The organism is Rhizobium sp. YTUHZ045, assembly GCF_051124255.1.
Lineage (GTDB): Bacteria > Pseudomonadota > Alphaproteobacteria > Rhizobiales > Rhizobiaceae > Rhizobium.
Genome location: NZ_CP101433.1, coordinates 71,338 through 87,493, shown reverse-complemented (window position 1 = coordinate 87,493; position 16,156 = coordinate 71,338). Strand labels below are relative to the sequence as shown.

The following is a 16,156-nucleotide window of genomic DNA, read 5'->3' as shown; positions in this document are numbered from 1 at the left end:
ATTAGATGCAGATGACGAGATTGGCGGATTTGCAGGGCCTGGAGATTTCGCATGAGGGGCATCGCACCCGTCTGAAATGGCACCGGCTGCGCAAGCGGTTTGCCGATCCCCTGTTCTCCGCCGAGGTGATGGCGGAGGGTTTTGCGGCAGGCGCCTCGATGGAACTCGATCTGCGCGTGCGTGCCGACGGCGGCTTCGCCGTGCTGCACGACAGGGAGCTCGAAGGTGAAACGACGGGCCGTGGACCAATCGCTGCCAAGAACGTTGCGGACCTCCGCGATGTCAGGATGAAGGACGGCGCCCGGCCGCTGATCCTTAGCGAGGATCTTGCCGACATGATGCAGTCAACGCATCCGGCCGCATTGCTGCAATTCGACATGAAGGACGATTACGAAGCTATCGGCACCCGCGGCATCGAGCATCTTGCCAGGCAATTCCGCAATATCGCCGCCTCGGTGATCGTCAGCGGCGGCAGTCTCGACCTCATTGTGGCGGTCAAGGAAAAGCTTCCACATCTGCTGCGCGGCATCGATCCGACCGAGAAACTTCACGATATCCGTCAGGACAGCGGCTGGAGGGCGGCCGAAATGGAACTGCGCGCCGATCTTCGCGGTCCGACCGAACCTGACACCATCTATCTCCACTGGCAGCTGATCCTTGATGCCGCCGAGGAGGGCTTCGACCTGATCGGACTCTGCCGGGACGAAGGCAAACGCGTCGATGCATGGACCTTCACCTTGAAGGATCCGGAGGCTGGATTCAGCGATACGGAATGGCGGAACTTTTCGGCGCTGATGACCCTGAAGCCGGACCAGATCACCACCGACGAAGCGCCGGCGACCGAACGCGCATGGCGCCGTCGCATCCCCGGCTAACTGGCGAGCGTCAGTCCCGCGCTCTCAAGGATGAAGGCAAATTCACCTGCGAGCCCCGGCGCATGAGCGACGACGGGGCCGCCATCGGCAAGTAGACGGCCGACCGGCGGCATCACAACCGTGGCGCCGGCCTCTTCGGCGATCAGCGCACCGGCGAGCATATCCCAGGCGTTGAGGTGACGTTCGTAACAGAGGTCAGCGGCGCCCTCGGCGACGCGCACTAGGTCAATGGCGGCTGCGCCCATGCGCCGATAATCCATGCCGCGCTCATGTAGTCGCCTGGAGAGCGCGAGATACTCGTCGAAGCTCGTTTTGCGCGAATGCCCGAGAATAATGAGCGCACTGGCGGGATCGGCAGTCGTCGCCGCATGGATCGGCAGCCCATCCTTGAAGGCGCCGCCGCCGCGAACAGCGTGAAAGACTTTATCCTCAGCAGCGTCGTAAACGACGCCGATCTCGACCTTGTCGCCGACGACAAAGGCGATCGAAACGCCCCAATAACGGAACCCCCTGATATAGTTGGTCGTGCCGTCGATCGGATCGACGACCCAGGTGCCGGCTCCTTCCGATTGCCCGCCGCTCTCTTCTCCCATGAAGGTATCGTCCGGGAAGCGCGAGATGAGCCCCTGGCGGATCGCCTGCTCCGCTCTCCCGTCGGCGATGGTGACGAAGTCCTGCAATCCCTTGCTTTGAACGGCGAGAGTGCCGGGATCCGACTCGCGCCGAAACCTGGCTGTCTCCCGTCCAACCTCGAGCGCAACAGCAATGGCGGCCTCAGCCCGTGCACGGATGGCAGCGGCGTCGAATGCGGCATTCATCAGGCGGTCCTTCTTCTTATCAATGTCACCGGCGTGGACTCGACACGCGCCGTCAGCTCCGGTTCGGCCATCCGGCTGATCAGCAGGTCGACGGTTTGTTCTGCCTGGATGTCGCATGGCTGGCGGATGGTCGTCAGGTCGTAGGCGGTCCACGCGGCCTGGGGGATGTCGTCATGGCCGATAATGCGGAGCGGCGGCGTCTCGTCGCGGCTCCTGCCCTGCATGACGCGGTCGATCACCCCGCAGGCCATGTAATCATTGGCGCAGAACAGCCCATCGATGCCGGATGCGGCCAGGCTAGTTGCCGCGTCATAACCGCTCCGATAGTCGTTGATTTTGACCTGCAGGAACTGCCCCTCAACGCCAAGCTGGTTGCAACGGGCGATGAAGGCCTCGCTGCGACGTCGCGCCGTATAGGATCTGGCCGGGGCGGCCATCACGGCGGGCTTACGCACGCCGCTATCGATCAGATGGCTGGCCGCCAGATGACCCGCCATGCTGTCGTCGGAGATGATGCGGTCGACAAAAGGAATGTCGTTGCCCTTGTTGATCAGCACGATCGGCACGCCTTCGGCCGCGCATTGTTCGCAGATTTCGGTCGGCGGTGCGTCCGATGTGACGATGACGCCTGACACGGCGTAATGCAGCAACTGGCCAATGACCGTTGAAGTATCCGCCTCCTGTGAGGTTGGCAGCAGGATCGGGCGGAAGTTACGGGCGAGCAGCGCCCGGGACAGATGCTCGATCTGCAGCGTGCGGAACGGGTTGTCGAAACCCGCGGCGACGAGACCGACGAGATCGGAACGCTTGTTGGTGAGGCTTCGGGCAAGATAATTCACTCGATAGCCGAGTTCCTTAGCGGCCTGATAGACCTTCTCGCGCGTTTTCGGCGAAACGCTGGCATCCGGCGTGAAGGCGCGCGACACGGCGGCGCGCGAGACGCCGGCCACCCGCGCCACGTCGAAGGAGGTTACCTTGCGCGGTCCCTTGTCCTTGTCAGCCAAGTGCTTTCTCCTTCGTCGTTGGCGGCCGCATCAGATCGGGCAGATCGGTGCAGATGCCGAGAACCGGGAGTTTCATGAGGTCATCGAGAATGGTCCGCCGCTCTTCGTGCCAGAGCACGATCTCGCGGCCCACCTCGAAGGCACGATGCAGCAGCGACTCGGTCACCAGATCCTGCGGACGCTCCCCCGCCCTTTCCCAGCAGAGATGGAGGATATCTGCGCCGGCTTCATCACCGAGAGCATGCGGATCGTGGCCGACACGGATCAGCACCGAGAGCGGAAAATCGCAGGCAGCGTCCCTGAGTTCGCGCACCTGCGCGGTATCGAAGGAGCCAAGGCAGGCAAAGCGCTGGTTCATTTCGACAAGGTGCTGCCAGCATCGGATGCCGGTCCCCGGCGCCTTGAGCTCGACATAGAGGCCGGTCCCCGTCTCTCGAGCGAGAGCGGCGACCTGCGAAAAGCTCGGCACGTCGACGCCATCGAGGTCGGCAAGCTCCGCCGCCGTCATTTCCGAGATGCGCCGGTCGATGCCGTAGACCCGGTCCAGATGGTCGTCATGCGAGACGACCACCACGCCGTCGCCGGTCAGCTGCGTGTCGAGCTCCCACATCTCCGCGCCGAGTTCGGCTGCGCGGCGGAACGCGGCGAGCGTGTTTTCGCGTTCATGGCCGCTGGCGCCGCGATGGCCGATGCAGAATGGAAGCCGGCCCTTGGCCGTCGGCCAGCTATAACGTTCGAAGAAGGTCGAAAAATCGCGGGTCATCAGAGCCTCGTTCCGTTCTCGTCGAAGACGAACACGCCACGGCTGTCGATCCCCCAGGCGACATCGTCGCCGACGTGAATATCGTTGCGCGCCGGCTGGATCGAGCGTAGCAGCGGCCCGCCGGCAAGGCGCACGTCGTAAAGATTCTCTCGCCCTTGCGTTTCGGCGAAGGTGATCTTGCCGGAGACGGTGATGTCGCCGGCCGGCGTAAAATGCTCCGGCCGGACGCCAAGCATCAGCTTGCTGCCTTCGGCGGCGCCGATCGCGTCGGGCAACGGCACCCGGATCTCACTTTCCGGAATTGCGAAAGCGCCGTTTTCCATGACGCCGCGCAGGAAGGTGATCGGCGGATTGCCGAGAAAGCCGGCGACGAAGGCGGTCCTCGGATCGTTGTACATCTCGGCAGGGGTGGCGATCTGGACGATCTCGCCCTCCTTCATGATGGCGATACGGTCGCACATGCTCATCGCCTCCACCTGGTCATGGGTGACGAGGATGGCGGTGATGCCGGTCTCGCGCTGCAGGCGTCGGATCTCCGAGCGCATTTCAAGGCGCAGCTTGGCGTCGAGATTGGCGAGGGGTTCATCGAGCAGCAGCACGTCGGGCTTGCGGATCAGTGCCCGGGCCAGCGCCACACGCTGCTGCTGGCCGCCGGAAAGCTCGGCCGGCCGGCGGCTCATCAGATTGCCGATGTGAACCAGGGCTGCGATACGATCGACCTCTTTGCGGATCTCGGCGGCAGGCGCGCCCTTGACCTTCAGAGGAAATCCAATGTTCTCGGCAACCGTCATATGCGGGTAGAGCGCATAGGACTGGAAGACGACACCGACATTGCGGGCTTGGCTCGGCAGGTCCGTGACATCCCGATCGCCGAAAAGGATGCGTCCGCCGGTCGGCCGGTGGATGCCGCAGACTGCAAAAAGCGTCGTCGACTTGCCGCAGCCGGACGGTCCAAGCAGCGCCAGCATCTCGCCGCCGGCGACCTCGAGCTGCATGTTCTCGATGACCTTGGTGGAGCCGAAGCTCTTCGAGAAATTGTCGAGGAGGATGCGCATCAGCCTTTGCTCCCGCCGCCGTAGATGTTCATGAGGTATTTGTTGAAGAGCGCGTAAGCGATCAGCACCGGAATGAGGTAGAAGAGGCCGACCGCCTTGAACATGTTGAAATCGTAATTGTTGTCGTCGGCAAGGAAGCCAGCGAGATAGACCGACAGCACCTGCACCTGGTTGCCCGGCGCCAGCACCTGCGGCAGGATGAACTCGCCCCAGCCGGACAGGAAGGAGAACAGGCCCAGCGCCATGATGCCGGGCTTGACCTGCGGCAGCACCAGGCTGTGCCAAACCCTGAAACGCGATGCGCCGTCGACGACGCCGGCCATTTCGATTTCCCAGGGTACGGTGTCGTAGAAGCCTTTCATCAGCCAGATGCCGAGCGGCAGGTCGATCGCCGCCTTCACCAGGATGACGCCGATCAGCGAGTTATAGAGGCCTATCATCTGCAGCACGATGAAGATGGCGATGATCAGCGTCACGGACGGGAAGGCATGCAGCACCATGACGCCGGCAAGGAAGAAGCCACGCGCCGGCACGTTCAGGCGCGAGAGCACGTAACCGGCCATCGACGAGACGATGAGCACGACGCTGGTGGTGCTGGCTGCAAAGAGCAGCGTATTCACAGTCACCTGCCAGATGTTGGCTTTGCCCGGCGTCGTCTGCCACAGGAAACGCCAGTGATTGAGCGTCAGGCCCGACGGCAGCAAGGCGTCCTGCTGCTTTATCGTCACGGTGTCGAGGAAGAGATAGACATACATCAATAGCAGCGGCAGGCTGACGATGGTAAGCGCCGCCATGACGGGCCAGCTGCTGTAATTTGCCGAGGGTTGGGATCGTTCGGCCATGGTCAATCCTCGATCAGAGGCTTGGCGACAAGCGTGCGGTAGTTGAAGACGCGCAGATAGAGGAGCGACAGCATCACGCCAATGACGACGAGCACCAGCGCCATGGCGGCTCCCAGCCCGTATTCGAGATTGCCGGCATAATTCCTGAGCGCGGTGTGATAGGCGGAGAGCGCCCAGACCTCAGTCGCGTTGCCCGGCCCGCCATTGGTGGCGAGCAGGATTTCATTGAAGGAGGCGAGCAGCGACAGCGTCTGAGGATCGGCCAGCGCATCTGGGGCAGGATGATGTAGCGGATCTGCTGCCAGCGTGAGGCGCCGTCGACCTCGCTCGCATAGAATTGGCTCTTCGGGATGGCCTTCATCGCCGACGAGAACACCAGCATGCCCATCGAGGCGCCGATGAAGCCGTTGATCAGCACGACGAAAGACCAGGCATTATAGGCGGTATCGAGCAGATAGTTCTTCGGGGGGTAGCCGAATTTGCCCATCAGGATCGAGATGAAGCCGCTGTCCCAGGCGAGCCACTTCCACAACATGACGTAGATGACGACGGGCGTGATGCGCGGCAGGAGCCAGATGCCGCGAAAGATCGAGGCCGGCGTCGCAGGCATGTAATGCGTCCAGATGGCAAGCAGCAGAGCATAACCGACGTTGAAGAGCATCAATACTAGCGCGACATAGAGCACGGTATTGAAAAGCACACGCGCCATGTCAGGCGATCTGGTCATGCGTGAGAAATTGTCGGTCGTCCAGGTCCAGCCGGTATAGGTGGTCTTGGCGACGGTTTCCTTCTGCTCCGGCGTCAGCTTGAACCCCAGTCCGTCCAGCGACGAAAACAGCTGTTCCTTGCTGTCGAAGCGCGTATTGAGGACGGAGCGGTTGAACTGTTCGGAGATCTGTTTGACCTCGCGCGTCGAAGGTCGTTCGGCAAGATCCTTGATCATACGTTCGGCCTCGCGCCGCGTCGCAAAGACCTCGCCGGCGTGCTTGGCACGCAACTCCGCCGCGATCGCAGGCGCAAGGCCGAGGCTCTCCACGGCCTTGAGGCCGGCTTCGTCGATCGTGTAGCGCGGCTCGGCCAACTCGGCCGCGATCTCCGGCATCACCGATTTCAGCGTGATCAACGAATTGGGTGCGATCTGATAGACGCCTCCTGAAATGCCGGTCGCCGTCGTCATGTTCGTCATAGAAAAGACTGCCGTCAGAACGACCGGCATCAGGAAGAAAAGCACGATCATAATCGCCGCAGGCGCGATCATCACCAGGCCGAGCGTTCTGGACGATTTCATGGAAGCCTCCTCGAAGGGATCGATCGGGCGGCGGGTCGCCGCCGCCCGGAGGGACGCTTCGATCTTAGCGGATGACGATCTTGTCGCCGAGCGTGCTTTTCAGCTCGGTTTCGGCGTCGCCGACTGCGGCGTCGACTGCCTTGGCGCCAGTCCAGGAAGCTTCGAGGTTCTTCCACATGATGTTCCAATAGGTGCCGAAATCGGAATTGTTCGGCATCGCGTTGGCATGCGGCAGCAGGCGTTCGGTGGCTTCGCGGGTCCAGCGGTCGGCGGAATAGAAATCGACCTGGGACTCCGCCTCGGAAATGCCGAGATGGGCTGATTTGACCGCATGCAACGCATTGGTGCGGGGCTCAGAGGCGATCTTGACCAGCTGGGCAGCGATCTCCGTATCATCCTGGCTGTGACCTGCGGTCAGGAGATAGACGAGCGGATGCGTCAGCGTATTGGCCTTGCCACCTTCGCCGGCCGGTATCAGCGTGAAGATCACGTTTCCGAAGAAATCCTTGAGGCCTTCCTGGTTGACGAGACGGGCATAGTGCCAGGTGCCGCCGTCCCAGATGCCGGCCTTGCCGGTGGCGACTTCCTTCCACCACTGGTCGCCCGGCATGCCGATGTGGTTCTTCTTGGTGACGCCTGCTTTAACGGCGTCGGCAAAGAACTGATAAGTGCGGCTCATCGCGGCCTTGTCGAAAACGAGCTTGCCACCTTCTTCCATCGTGCCGCCGAAGCTGGTGTAGAACTGCCAGTAATCCGGACCGTTGCTGGTGCGCGGATAAAAGCCGTAGCCGGGCTGGACGAGGCCTTTGTCCTGCATCTTCTTGGCGTCTTCGAGCAGGTTCTTCATCGTATACTTGCCGTCCTGCACGTTCTGAGGCAGGGCGTCGAGATCGGCGTCGCTGTAGCCGATCGCCTTCATGTAAGGCTTCCAGAAGAACATCGGTCGGGATTCGGCATCCTGCGGGATGCCGTAGACGGTGCCGTTGTAGGAGGCGATCTTCAGAAGATTTTCGTAGATGCCGTTGAGCGGCCAGGAATCGAGGTCGACATAATCCTCGATCGGAACGATCAGGCCGGATTGCGACCAAGGCGCGATGTCCTCATGGCCGCTGACGACGATGTTCGGGGCGGTCTTTGCTTCTGCGGCAAGGGTCAAGGCCTGTTTGAAGTCTTCCCAGGCGCTATAGGGCTTCTTCTCGACGGTGATTTTCAGATCTTCGCCCTTGAGGGCGGCTTCGCGCTGCAATTGCTGAGCCGCGATCTCGATGGCATCGAGACGATAGACGTCGTTCGGGCCGGTGCCGCCGGCCCAGACGCTGATGGTGACGTCCTTGGCAAGTGCGAATACGGGGGTCGAGGCCAGGATGGCAGCCGCAATAGTAAGGGATTTCAACGTCGGCAAAATGGTCATCTTCTTCATCTCCCCAGAAGAGCAGTGTGAGGCCTCTTTGACGGGTCATCACTGGTGTTGACGACCGCTTCGAAAGCCCGCGAAAACGTGACGAGTCCCGTCTCTATGGGCTTGTTGTAACGGCCGAATGACAAAATTGAGCACGTGTGCAAAATTATTATGACGATGTCCGCGGCACTTGCAAGCGGCGGTGTTCGGCGAGCATCTTTTATGCTTCAAATTGCGCCTTTCCTGGTCTAGCATCCCACCCATGAGCCTTGAATCCGTCCGCGCCTTCTTCGGCACCCACGCACCCGACATCGAAATCATCGAAACCGCCGAGAGCTCCTCGACGGTGGCGCTTGCCGCCGAAGCCCATGGCGTTGAGCCCGCCCAGATCGCCAAGACGATCTGCCTGCGCGTCGGCGAGCAGATGATGCTGGTCGTTGCCGGCGGTACGGCACGGCTCGACAATCGCAAGTTCAAGGACACTTTCGGGGCCAAGGGGCGCATGCTCGATGCCGAAGAGGTCATGGCGGTCACCAGCCATCCCGTCGGCGGTGTCTGCCCGTTCGGCCTGCCCTCACCGCTGCCTATTTATTGCGATATTTCGCTTAAACGCTTCGATGAAGTGGTGCCGGCGGCCGGCTCGACCAATTCGGCCGTGCGCATCGCCACAGGAAGGCTGGCCGAGCTGACCGGCGCCAGCTGGGTCGACGTCTGCCAGTAAAACGCTCGAAAAACTTCAAACAGAAGAAAGACGACCTATATTCTATCCCGACATGCCGTGATTGTGCATGACAGGAGACCAGGAATGCCGAGTACCGTTTCGCGTTTTGCCAAGATGGCCGCCATTGCCGTACTGACGAGCGCTACCGTTTTTGCCACGATCAGCGATGCCGATGCGCGCCGCGCCGGCGGCTTCGGCGGGTTCGGAAGCCGTGGCACCCGTACTTTCAGCGCACCTCCGGTTACCCGCACAGCGCCCGCCCCGGCTGCCCCCATTGAACGATCGATGACGCCGCGCCCGCAAACGACCGCACCCTATGGCACGCAGCAGCCCGGCTACGGCCAGCAGCGTCCGGGTCTCTTTAATGGCTTCGGCCGTTCGATGATCGGCGGCCTGATCGCCGGCGGTCTCCTCGGCATGCTGCTCGGCCACGGTTTCGGCGGCGGCTTCGGCTTCCTCGGCATGCTGCTACAGATCGCTTTGATCGGCGGCGCCATCATGCTCGCCATGCGTTATTTCGCCAACCGCCGTCAGCCTTCTTACGGCACGGGCGGTCAGAGCCGGTCCTACGGCCAGTCCTTCAACATGGCGCCCACGAACAATTCGTCGTTCGAGATACCGGCGATCGGCTCAGGCGCCGGTTACGGCGGACAGTCGCGCGGCAATCGCCCGAGTGACGAGATCGGGCTGGCCCAGGCTGATCTCGACCAGTTCGAGAAGTTGCTGACGAGCGTGCAGACCGCTTACGGCGCCGAAGACTACGCTGCGTTGCGCCGGCTGACGACGCCCGAGGCCATGTCCTACCTTGCCGAGGAACTGGGAGAAAACGCCACCAATGGCGTGCGCAACCGCGTCTCCGACGTCAGGCTGCTGCAGGGCGATATCGCCGAGACCTGGCGCGAAGACGGCCAGGAATACGCGACGCTTGCTATGCGGTATTCCTCGATCGACGCGATGGTCGAACGCGACAGCGGTCGCGTCGTTTCCGGCGACGACCGCCGTCCGGGCGAAAGCACGGAGATCTGGACCTTCGTACGCAAGCCGGGCACGGATTGGAAGCTCGCTGCGATTCAGGGGACCGGCCAGCGCGCCGCCTAAAGAAAGCCAGCCTCTATAAATGCCGCCCAAACTGTCGATCAGCTTGGGCGGCATTTCTAATTCACCGCTACCGGTTTGGAACGCATGCGGGAGACGGTCTCGCGTTCGGCCCGCTTGCAGCGCATCGGCGGCAGGCCGCGATCCATCAGGTCCATGTCCTCGAGCACCATGTCGCCCATTTTCTTGAAGGCGCTGTCGAGCGCTCCGGCCCGGTGCGCCGAGCGGATGAAGCCTTTCAGGCTGCGTACCGGATGATCAGGCGGTAACGGCTCCTCAGGGTAGACGTCGCTTGCCACGACGATATGGCCTGACGAAACGGCCGCCATCAATGCGTCGAAATCTACGACGTCGGCACGGCTGAGCAGGATGAAGGCCGCTCCCCTGCGCATGCTGGAAAAGGCCTCGGCGCCGAGAAACCCCCTATTTTCACTGGTGACGGCGGCGACGACAAAGATGAAATCGCTCTTCGTCAGCACATCTTCCAGGCTTGCGGGCTCGACGCCGTTTTCTTCGAGAACCGAGCGCGGCAGCCAGGGATCGAAAACCCGGATGCGCGCCCTGAAGCCGGAAAGCACGCGGCGCAGCGCCTTGCCGAGATCGCCGAAGCCGACGATGCCGATCTCGGAACCGGCGATCAGCCGCGCGCTCGCATTGCCTTCCCCGCCCCAAAGTTCGCTGCCTTCGCGGAAGGCAACATCCGCATCGACGATGCCGCGCGCCAGGGCCAACGCGAAGCCGAGACCGATTTCGGCCACCGGCTCGGCGAAAACCTGGCCTGTCGTCACCACATGGATCCCGCGCTGGAAGAGCACATCATAGGGCATGTTGTTCAAGAGATTGCTTTCGACATTCAGGATCGAGCGCAAGGCCGGCATTCTGGCCAGTGTCTGCGCCGAGAGCGGCGGCTGACCGATGACATAGCGCGCTCTGCCGAGAATCTCGTCGCCAAGCTCGGCGATGTTTTCTGGATCGGCTTCGACGATCTCGTATTTCGCATGCAGTTCGGCACGTGCCTTGTTGCTGAAGATCAGATCGAGCGTGCGCGGCGCGGGCGCGCTGATCGCCAGCGGTCGTTCGGCATTTGTCATCGGCGTCTCCTCCGTCGCGGGCGGCTTGCGTTGCCTTGGCTGGAGAATTGATAACCTCCGGCCGCGGACGTTTCCAGTTGGCGGACTAGAAATTGGAGAGCGAACCTCTCACCGGTGCTGATCATGAGTGGCGAAGCAATGGAAAGCGGCATTTGCCTATCAGATAAGCAATTGAATTCTCTGGCTATTCGTGGCTTTTCTGTTGACGGTCCGAATTGCCTGAATTAGCTTGAGGCATCGACTTGGGCGTCTCGCCGCCGCAGGAAATCGAAGAATCGCAAAGGAAACGAAGGATGAAGTCAGTACTTAAGAGCAGCCTGCTTGCCTTGGCTGTTGCAGCGCTTCCGGCTGTCGCTTCCGCCCATCCTGCTGTCGGCGACGCTGCCGGTTTCAGCCATGGTCTTGCTCATCCGATGTCCGGCCTCGATCATGTCCTCGCCATGGTGATGGTCGGTGTGGTTGCTTTCCAGCTCGGCGGCCGCGCCATCTGGCTCTTGCCGCTGGCCTTCGTCCTGATGATGGCGTTTGGCGGTGCTCTCGGCGTTGCCGGCGTTGATCTTCCCTTCGTTGAGACAGGCATTGCACTTTCCGTCGTCGTTCTGGGGGGCATGGTTGCAATCAATGTCAGGGCGCCGCTGGCCGCGGCGCTCGGCATGGCCGGTCTCTTTGCCATCTTTCATGGCCATGCGCACGGCGCCGAAATGCCGGAAGACGCGGCCGGCGCCGCCTATGCTGCCGGCTTCATGATGGCAACCGGCCTGCTGCATGGCGCCGGCCTCGCGCTTGGCTACGTGATCGGCCGCGCCGGCGAACGCCAAGGTGTTTTCGTCACGCGGGCGGCCGGCGGCGTTGCCGCCATCTCGGGACTGGGCATCCTGGCCGGTTTGATCTGATCTGTCCGCATCTCGGCAAGAAGGCGGTGCGCAGCTGACGCACCTCGCTCAGACAATTATGGGCGGCATGCGCGACGCAATGTCGGGCGTAGTTTTGCATTATTGCGATGACGAACCGCGGGCTTGCGGCGCGTAATCAGCGGCGGTCAATCCGACGCGCGAATTGACAATATCCAAATTGACGCAGGCGCCTCTTGCTGATTGTCGGCGGGACGCAAAACTCTGTATAGTGATTTCAGAAATTTCTGAAATCACAGACGTAACGGAAAATACCATGAACCTTCCGCCTCTCGTTCAGTCCTTTGTTCTCCATTTCGGCGAAATGGGATCGCGCTGGGGGATCAATCGTACGGTGGGCCAGATCTATGCCCTGCTCTTCGTTTCCCCCGGGCCGCTCTGCGCCGAGGAGATCGCCGACTCCCTCAGCATCTCGCGCTCCAATGTGTCGATGAGCCTGCGCGAACTGCAGGCCTGGAACCTCGTCCTTCTCAAACACAAGCCGGACGATCGCCGCGACTTCTTCACCACCCCAGACGATGTCTGGCAGATATTGAGGACGCTTGCGGAGGAGCGGAAGAAGCGGGAAGTCGATCCGACGCTGTCGGTTCTGCGCGAAATCCTGATGCAGCGCCCGGCAAGCGAAACCGAGCGCTATGCGCAGGAGCGGATGGGCGAGATGCATACGCTGATCGAACAGCTGACGCATTGGTATGAAGACGTAAAACAACTTGAAACAGAAAGGCTCGCAACGCTACTCTCGCTCGGCGCGAAAGTGACCAAGCTTCTGGAGGCCAAGGACCGGGTCATCTCGCTCGGCCGCAGCCGCCGGCCGAATCCTGCGAACAAGAGTTAGCGGCATGGGCACTGCTTTCTTCGACGCGACAAACGAAACAGAGGCCTGGCGGCGGGAGGGAGAGGTCGTCTCGCCACCCGCCGATGCGGGCAAAGTCCGGCTGCGCAATGCGGCGATGCAGCAGGCGTTGGCCGCCGCCATCTGGATCCCGCAGGCCGCATTGCTGGCCGCCTCGGTCGGCCGTATCGCCGACGGCGGTGGGCTGCATGACGTTCTCTGGCCGGCCTTCGGCATCCTCGTTCTCGGATTGGTAAGAAGCTGTCTCGACGCAGCTGGCGGCCGCCTGGCTTTTCGGGCCGCGCGCAGCGAACTCAGCCGGAAGCGGCAGGCCGCGGCGGCTTCCCTCTCCCTGTCGTCGCCGGTCGACGGCGGCCGGCCGGCATCCGGCAAAGCCGCGAGCGTCATCGGCGAACAGGCCGAGCTTATCGTGCCCTATCTCGCCCGTTTCCAGCCGGCGCGGATGAAAGCGAGCCTTGTGCCGCTCGTCATCCTTGTCTTTATCCTCCCCGTCTCCTGGATCGCCGCGCTGGTCCTGCTGTTTGCCGCGCCGCTGATCCCAATCTTCATGGCGTTGATCGGTTGGCGTGCCCAGGCGGCAAGCGAAAAACAACTTGTCGCGACCGGCGGTCTCAACGGTTTCCTGCTCGATCGCCTGCGCGGACTGACGACGATCCGTGCGCTCGACGCGGTCGATACAACGGCCCTGCGGCTGCGTCGCGAGGCGGAATCGCTGCGCGCGCGCACCATGTCCGTGCTGAAGATCGCCTTTCTCTCCTCGGCCGTGCTCGAGCTTTTCGCAGCACTCGGCGTAGCGATGGTTGCCGTCTATGTCGGCTTCAGCCTGCTCGGCGAGATCCGTTTCGGCGCTTGGACAGGACGGCTCGACCTGACAGAGGGACTGTTCATGCTGCTGCTGGCGCCGGCCTTCTTCGAGCCGTTGCGCGAACTCTCGGCCGTCTGGCACGACCGGGCGGCCGGCGAAGCGGCGCTGAAAGCCCTGGACGCGCTTGCCGCCGAAGGTCTCTCCATTCGGGGATCGGCTGAACCGGCGGCTCTCGCCAGCACCGAGGCGCCCGCCATCCGACTGGAAAATCTCGCCTTTCGTTACGGCGCCGACGAGCCGCTTGTTCTCGAAGGGTTCAACCTCGATATCGCCGCCGGCGAACATCTGGCGCTGCTCGGCGCCAGCGGTTCCGGCAAGTCGACACTGCTTTCGCTGATAGCGGGACTGGCGCCTTGCAGCGGCGGCCGCATTGTCATCGGCGGTATCGAGCTTGGCGATGAGACAGCCGCCACCCTAAGGGGCGCGATGGCTTGGATCGGTCAAAAGCCGCATATCTTTGCCGGGACCATCGCCGGTAATGTCGCGCTCGGAAGACCCGGCATCTCACGCCACGCCGTGACGGAAGCGCTCGATGCCGCCAGCCTCCGGAAGGTGGCCGATGCCTATGGCAGCCAGCCTCTCGGGGAAGGCGGGATCGGGCTCTCCGGCGGCGAGGCGCTGCGGCTTGCGATCGCGCGTGCGACCTGCAATCCGGATCTGAAGATCATCCTGGCCGACGAGCCGACCGGGCATCTGGATGCCGACACGGCGGCTGATGTCACCGAGAGCCTGCTTGCGCTTGCGCGGGGTCGTACCCTCATCGTCGCGACACATGATCCGCTGCTCGCCGCCCGCATGCATCGCGCCATCCGCATCGATGCCGATTTCGCCATGAGGGAGGCGGCCGCATGAGCTTCTTTGTTGCAGACATCAGGCCGATCCTTCGTCTGTTTTTAGCCGAACGCCGGCGCGCGCTGTTCGTTGGAGCAGTACTTTCGGCGGCAACGGTGATGGCAGGGATTGCGCTGCTCGGACTCTCCGGCTGGTTCATCACCGCCACTGCCCTTGCCGGGTTATCGGCCGCGGCCGCCATGACCTTCGACGTTTTCGCACCGGCCGCCGGCATCCGCCTGCTCGCCGTTGTCAGAACCGCGGCACGCTATGGCGAGAGGCTTGCGACCCATGATGCAACACTCGGCGTGCTTGCCGCTCTGCGCGAGAGGCTATTTCGCGGCTTTGCCGAACCGGGTGCTGCCCGCGCGCTCTTGCACCGCCCCGCGCGGCTGCTGTTCCGGCTGACGGCCGATATCGATGCGCTCGATTCCCTCTATCTCCGCATTCTCGTGCCGGCTGCTGTCGCGATCGGCGCAACACTGGCTGCGAGCGTGTTGCTGGGCCTGATGCATCCCCTGTTAGGCCTATGTTTCGGCGCCTTTCTCGCCGGCGCCGGCCTTTGCCTGCCATTGATCGCAGGCCGCGTTGCGCGCAAACCCGCCCGCAGGCGCGCCTATGGCATCGAGGCGCTGCGGTCGCGGACGATCGATCTCGTCGCCGGCCAGACCGACCTGCTGATGGCCGGCCGGCTTGAGGCGCAGACGAGCGCCATCGCGGACGCCGACAGCTACGCGGCTCAAGCCGATGATCGGTTGAACCGCGTCGAAACCGGTCTGACATTCGGCTTCGGCCTTATCTCGACGCTGCTGCTGACGGCATCGCTGCTTGCCGTCGCAGCCCTTGCGGAAACAAAGGCGATTAGCACGCCTGTCGCAGCCCTCGGCCTGCTCGTCGCCTTCGCGGCGGTCGAACCCTTCGCAGCACTGCGCCGCGGGGCTTTGGAACTCGGGCGGACGCTGCTCGCCGCAAGACGCATCGCACCGCGGCTTGCCGTCGCTGAAGAGACCCAACCGCCGGCGACGCCGCTGCCGGGACACGCCTTTTGTCTGGCCGGCGTGTCCGCCTTCCATGAGAATTCCGCCGTGCCGGCGCTGAAGGACATCGACCTGGTGCTCAAGCAGGGCGAAAACCTTGCCGTCATCGGCAGCAGCGGCGCCGGCAAGTCGAGCTTGCTCGCTCTGCTTTCCCACGAGTTGCCGGCAAGCGCAGGAAGCGTCGCCGCGATGAAGGCGACCTTGCTGACGCAACAGACTGAACTCTTCGAGGACAGCCTGTGCGGCAACCTTCTTCTTGCGAACCCAGATGCGAGCGAGGCCCGCCTTCGCGAAGCGCTCGCCGCCGCCGGCCTGCTTGCCGATATCGAGGCCATGCCACAGCGGATCGACACAAGGCTCGGCGAAGGCGGCCTCGGCCTTTCCGGCGGCCAATCGCGCCGGCTGGCGCTTGCCCGGCTTTTCCTGCGCGATACGCCGCTCTGGCTGCTAGACGAGCCGACCGAAGGCCTGGACGGCGCCACCGCCCGCGATGTGCTCCAGCGCCTGTCGGCGATGGCAGCGGGCCGCTCGCTTGTCATCGCGACCCATATCCGCCGCGAGGCCGCGATTGCAGACTGCGTCGCCGTCATCGAAGGCGGCCGCATTTCAGAGATTTCGCGCCGCGGAGAGGCGGCGTTCGAAAAGGCGCTCGACCGGCTTCGGCCGGATTGAGCCAGACCCGCCTGCCCTCAGGCGCCAGCCGGCGCT

General features: G+C 62.8%; 14 protein-coding genes and 1 pseudogene. 7 read left to right on the top strand and 8 right to left on the bottom strand.

Annotation, left to right across the window (positions count from 1 at the left end; genetic code table 11):
* The first annotated feature begins 5 nt into the window (after nt 1-5).
* Complete coding sequence (locus NMA58_RS22465) at nt 6-875, top strand: glycerophosphodiester phosphodiesterase (RefSeq protein WP_434713984.1); 870 nt, start codon at nt 6-8, stop codon at nt 873-875.
* On the opposite strand, the gene NMA58_RS22460 is transcribed toward NMA58_RS22465, so the two are convergent.
* The 7 genes and pseudogenes from NMA58_RS22460 to NMA58_RS22430 form a co-directional block, all read right to left on the bottom strand.
* Entirely contained in the window at nt 872-1,693 is an 822-nt protein-coding gene (locus tag NMA58_RS22460; protein ID WP_434713983.1) for an inositol monophosphatase family protein, read from the bottom strand. The genes NMA58_RS22465 and NMA58_RS22460 overlap by 4 nt on opposite strands.
* The gene (locus tag NMA58_RS22455) at nt 1,693-2,697 is read right to left on the bottom strand and encodes a LacI family DNA-binding transcriptional regulator (RefSeq protein WP_430957476.1); all 1,005 of its coding nucleotides are present in this window, start codon (nt 2,695-2,697) and stop codon (nt 1,693-1,695) included. The genes NMA58_RS22460 and NMA58_RS22455 overlap by 1 nt, the downstream gene beginning before the upstream one ends.
* Nucleotides 2,690-3,460: a glycerophosphodiester phosphodiesterase gene (locus NMA58_RS22450; protein ID WP_434713982.1), complete on the bottom strand. Its 771-nt coding sequence runs from the start codon at nt 3,458-3,460 to the stop codon at nt 2,690-2,692. Before NMA58_RS22450 ends, NMA58_RS22455 begins: the two co-directional genes overlap by 8 nt.
* Nucleotides 3,460-4,515, bottom strand: a complete 1,056-nt coding sequence (locus tag NMA58_RS22445) for an ABC transporter ATP-binding protein (protein ID WP_183698284.1) — start codon at nt 4,513-4,515, stop codon at nt 3,460-3,462. The genes NMA58_RS22450 and NMA58_RS22445 overlap by 1 nt, the downstream gene beginning before the upstream one ends.
* Nucleotides 4,515-5,357, bottom strand: a complete 843-nt coding sequence (locus NMA58_RS22440) for a carbohydrate ABC transporter permease (protein ID WP_430957473.1) — start codon at nt 5,355-5,357, stop codon at nt 4,515-4,517. The genes NMA58_RS22445 and NMA58_RS22440 overlap by 1 nt, the downstream gene beginning before the upstream one ends.
* Before the next feature lie 2 nt (nt 5,358-5,359).
* Nucleotides 5,360-6,645 (bottom strand): annotated as a pseudogene (locus NMA58_RS22435) (carbohydrate ABC transporter permease).
* A 64-nt stretch (nt 6,646-6,709) separates the two neighbouring features.
* Entirely contained in the window at nt 6,710-8,056 is a 1,347-nt protein-coding gene (locus tag NMA58_RS22430) for an extracellular solute-binding protein (protein WP_434713981.1), read from the bottom strand.
* 250 nt (nt 8,057-8,306) lie between these two features.
* Between NMA58_RS22430 and NMA58_RS22425 the strand changes: the two genes are divergently transcribed.
* On the top strand, nt 8,307-8,765 hold the full coding sequence (locus tag NMA58_RS22425; protein WP_085781564.1) for a YbaK/EbsC family protein: 459 nt from the start codon (nt 8,307-8,309) through the stop codon (nt 8,763-8,765).
* An 84-nt stretch (nt 8,766-8,849) separates the two neighbouring features.
* Nucleotides 8,850-9,863, top strand: coding sequence for a Tim44 domain-containing protein (locus tag NMA58_RS22420; RefSeq protein WP_434713980.1), 1,014 nt, complete (start codon nt 8,850-8,852; stop codon nt 9,861-9,863).
* A gap of 56 nt (nt 9,864-9,919) precedes the next feature.
* Here NMA58_RS22420 and NMA58_RS22415 read toward each other — a convergent pair whose 3' ends face one another.
* Nucleotides 9,920-10,951, bottom strand: coding sequence for a hydroxyacid dehydrogenase (locus NMA58_RS22415; protein ID WP_434713979.1), 1,032 nt, complete (start codon nt 10,949-10,951; stop codon nt 9,920-9,922).
* A gap of 293 nt (nt 10,952-11,244) precedes the next feature.
* On the opposite strand from NMA58_RS22415, the gene NMA58_RS22410 reads away from it, so the two are divergent.
* The 4 genes from NMA58_RS22410 to NMA58_RS22395 all read left to right on the top strand — a co-directional run bounded on the left by NMA58_RS22410 (nt 11,245) and on the right by NMA58_RS22395 (nt 16,120).
* Nucleotides 11,245-11,844, top strand: a complete 600-nt coding sequence (locus tag NMA58_RS22410; protein WP_434713978.1) for a HupE/UreJ family protein — start codon at nt 11,245-11,247, stop codon at nt 11,842-11,844.
* A gap of 274 nt (nt 11,845-12,118) precedes the next feature.
* Nucleotides 12,119-12,697: a GbsR/MarR family transcriptional regulator gene (locus NMA58_RS22405; protein WP_434713977.1), complete on the top strand. Its 579-nt coding sequence runs from the start codon at nt 12,119-12,121 to the stop codon at nt 12,695-12,697.
* Nucleotides 12,698-12,701: 4 nt separating this feature from the next.
* Nucleotides 12,702-14,432: a thiol reductant ABC exporter subunit CydD gene (gene cydD, locus NMA58_RS22400; RefSeq protein WP_434713976.1), complete on the top strand. Its 1,731-nt coding sequence runs from the start codon at nt 12,702-12,704 to the stop codon at nt 14,430-14,432.
* Nucleotides 14,429-16,120, top strand: a complete 1,692-nt coding sequence (locus NMA58_RS22395; protein ID WP_434713975.1) for an amino acid ABC transporter ATP-binding/permease protein — start codon at nt 14,429-14,431, stop codon at nt 16,118-16,120. Before cydD ends, NMA58_RS22395 begins: the two co-directional genes overlap by 4 nt.
* Nucleotides 16,121-16,156 lie beyond the last annotated feature (36 nt).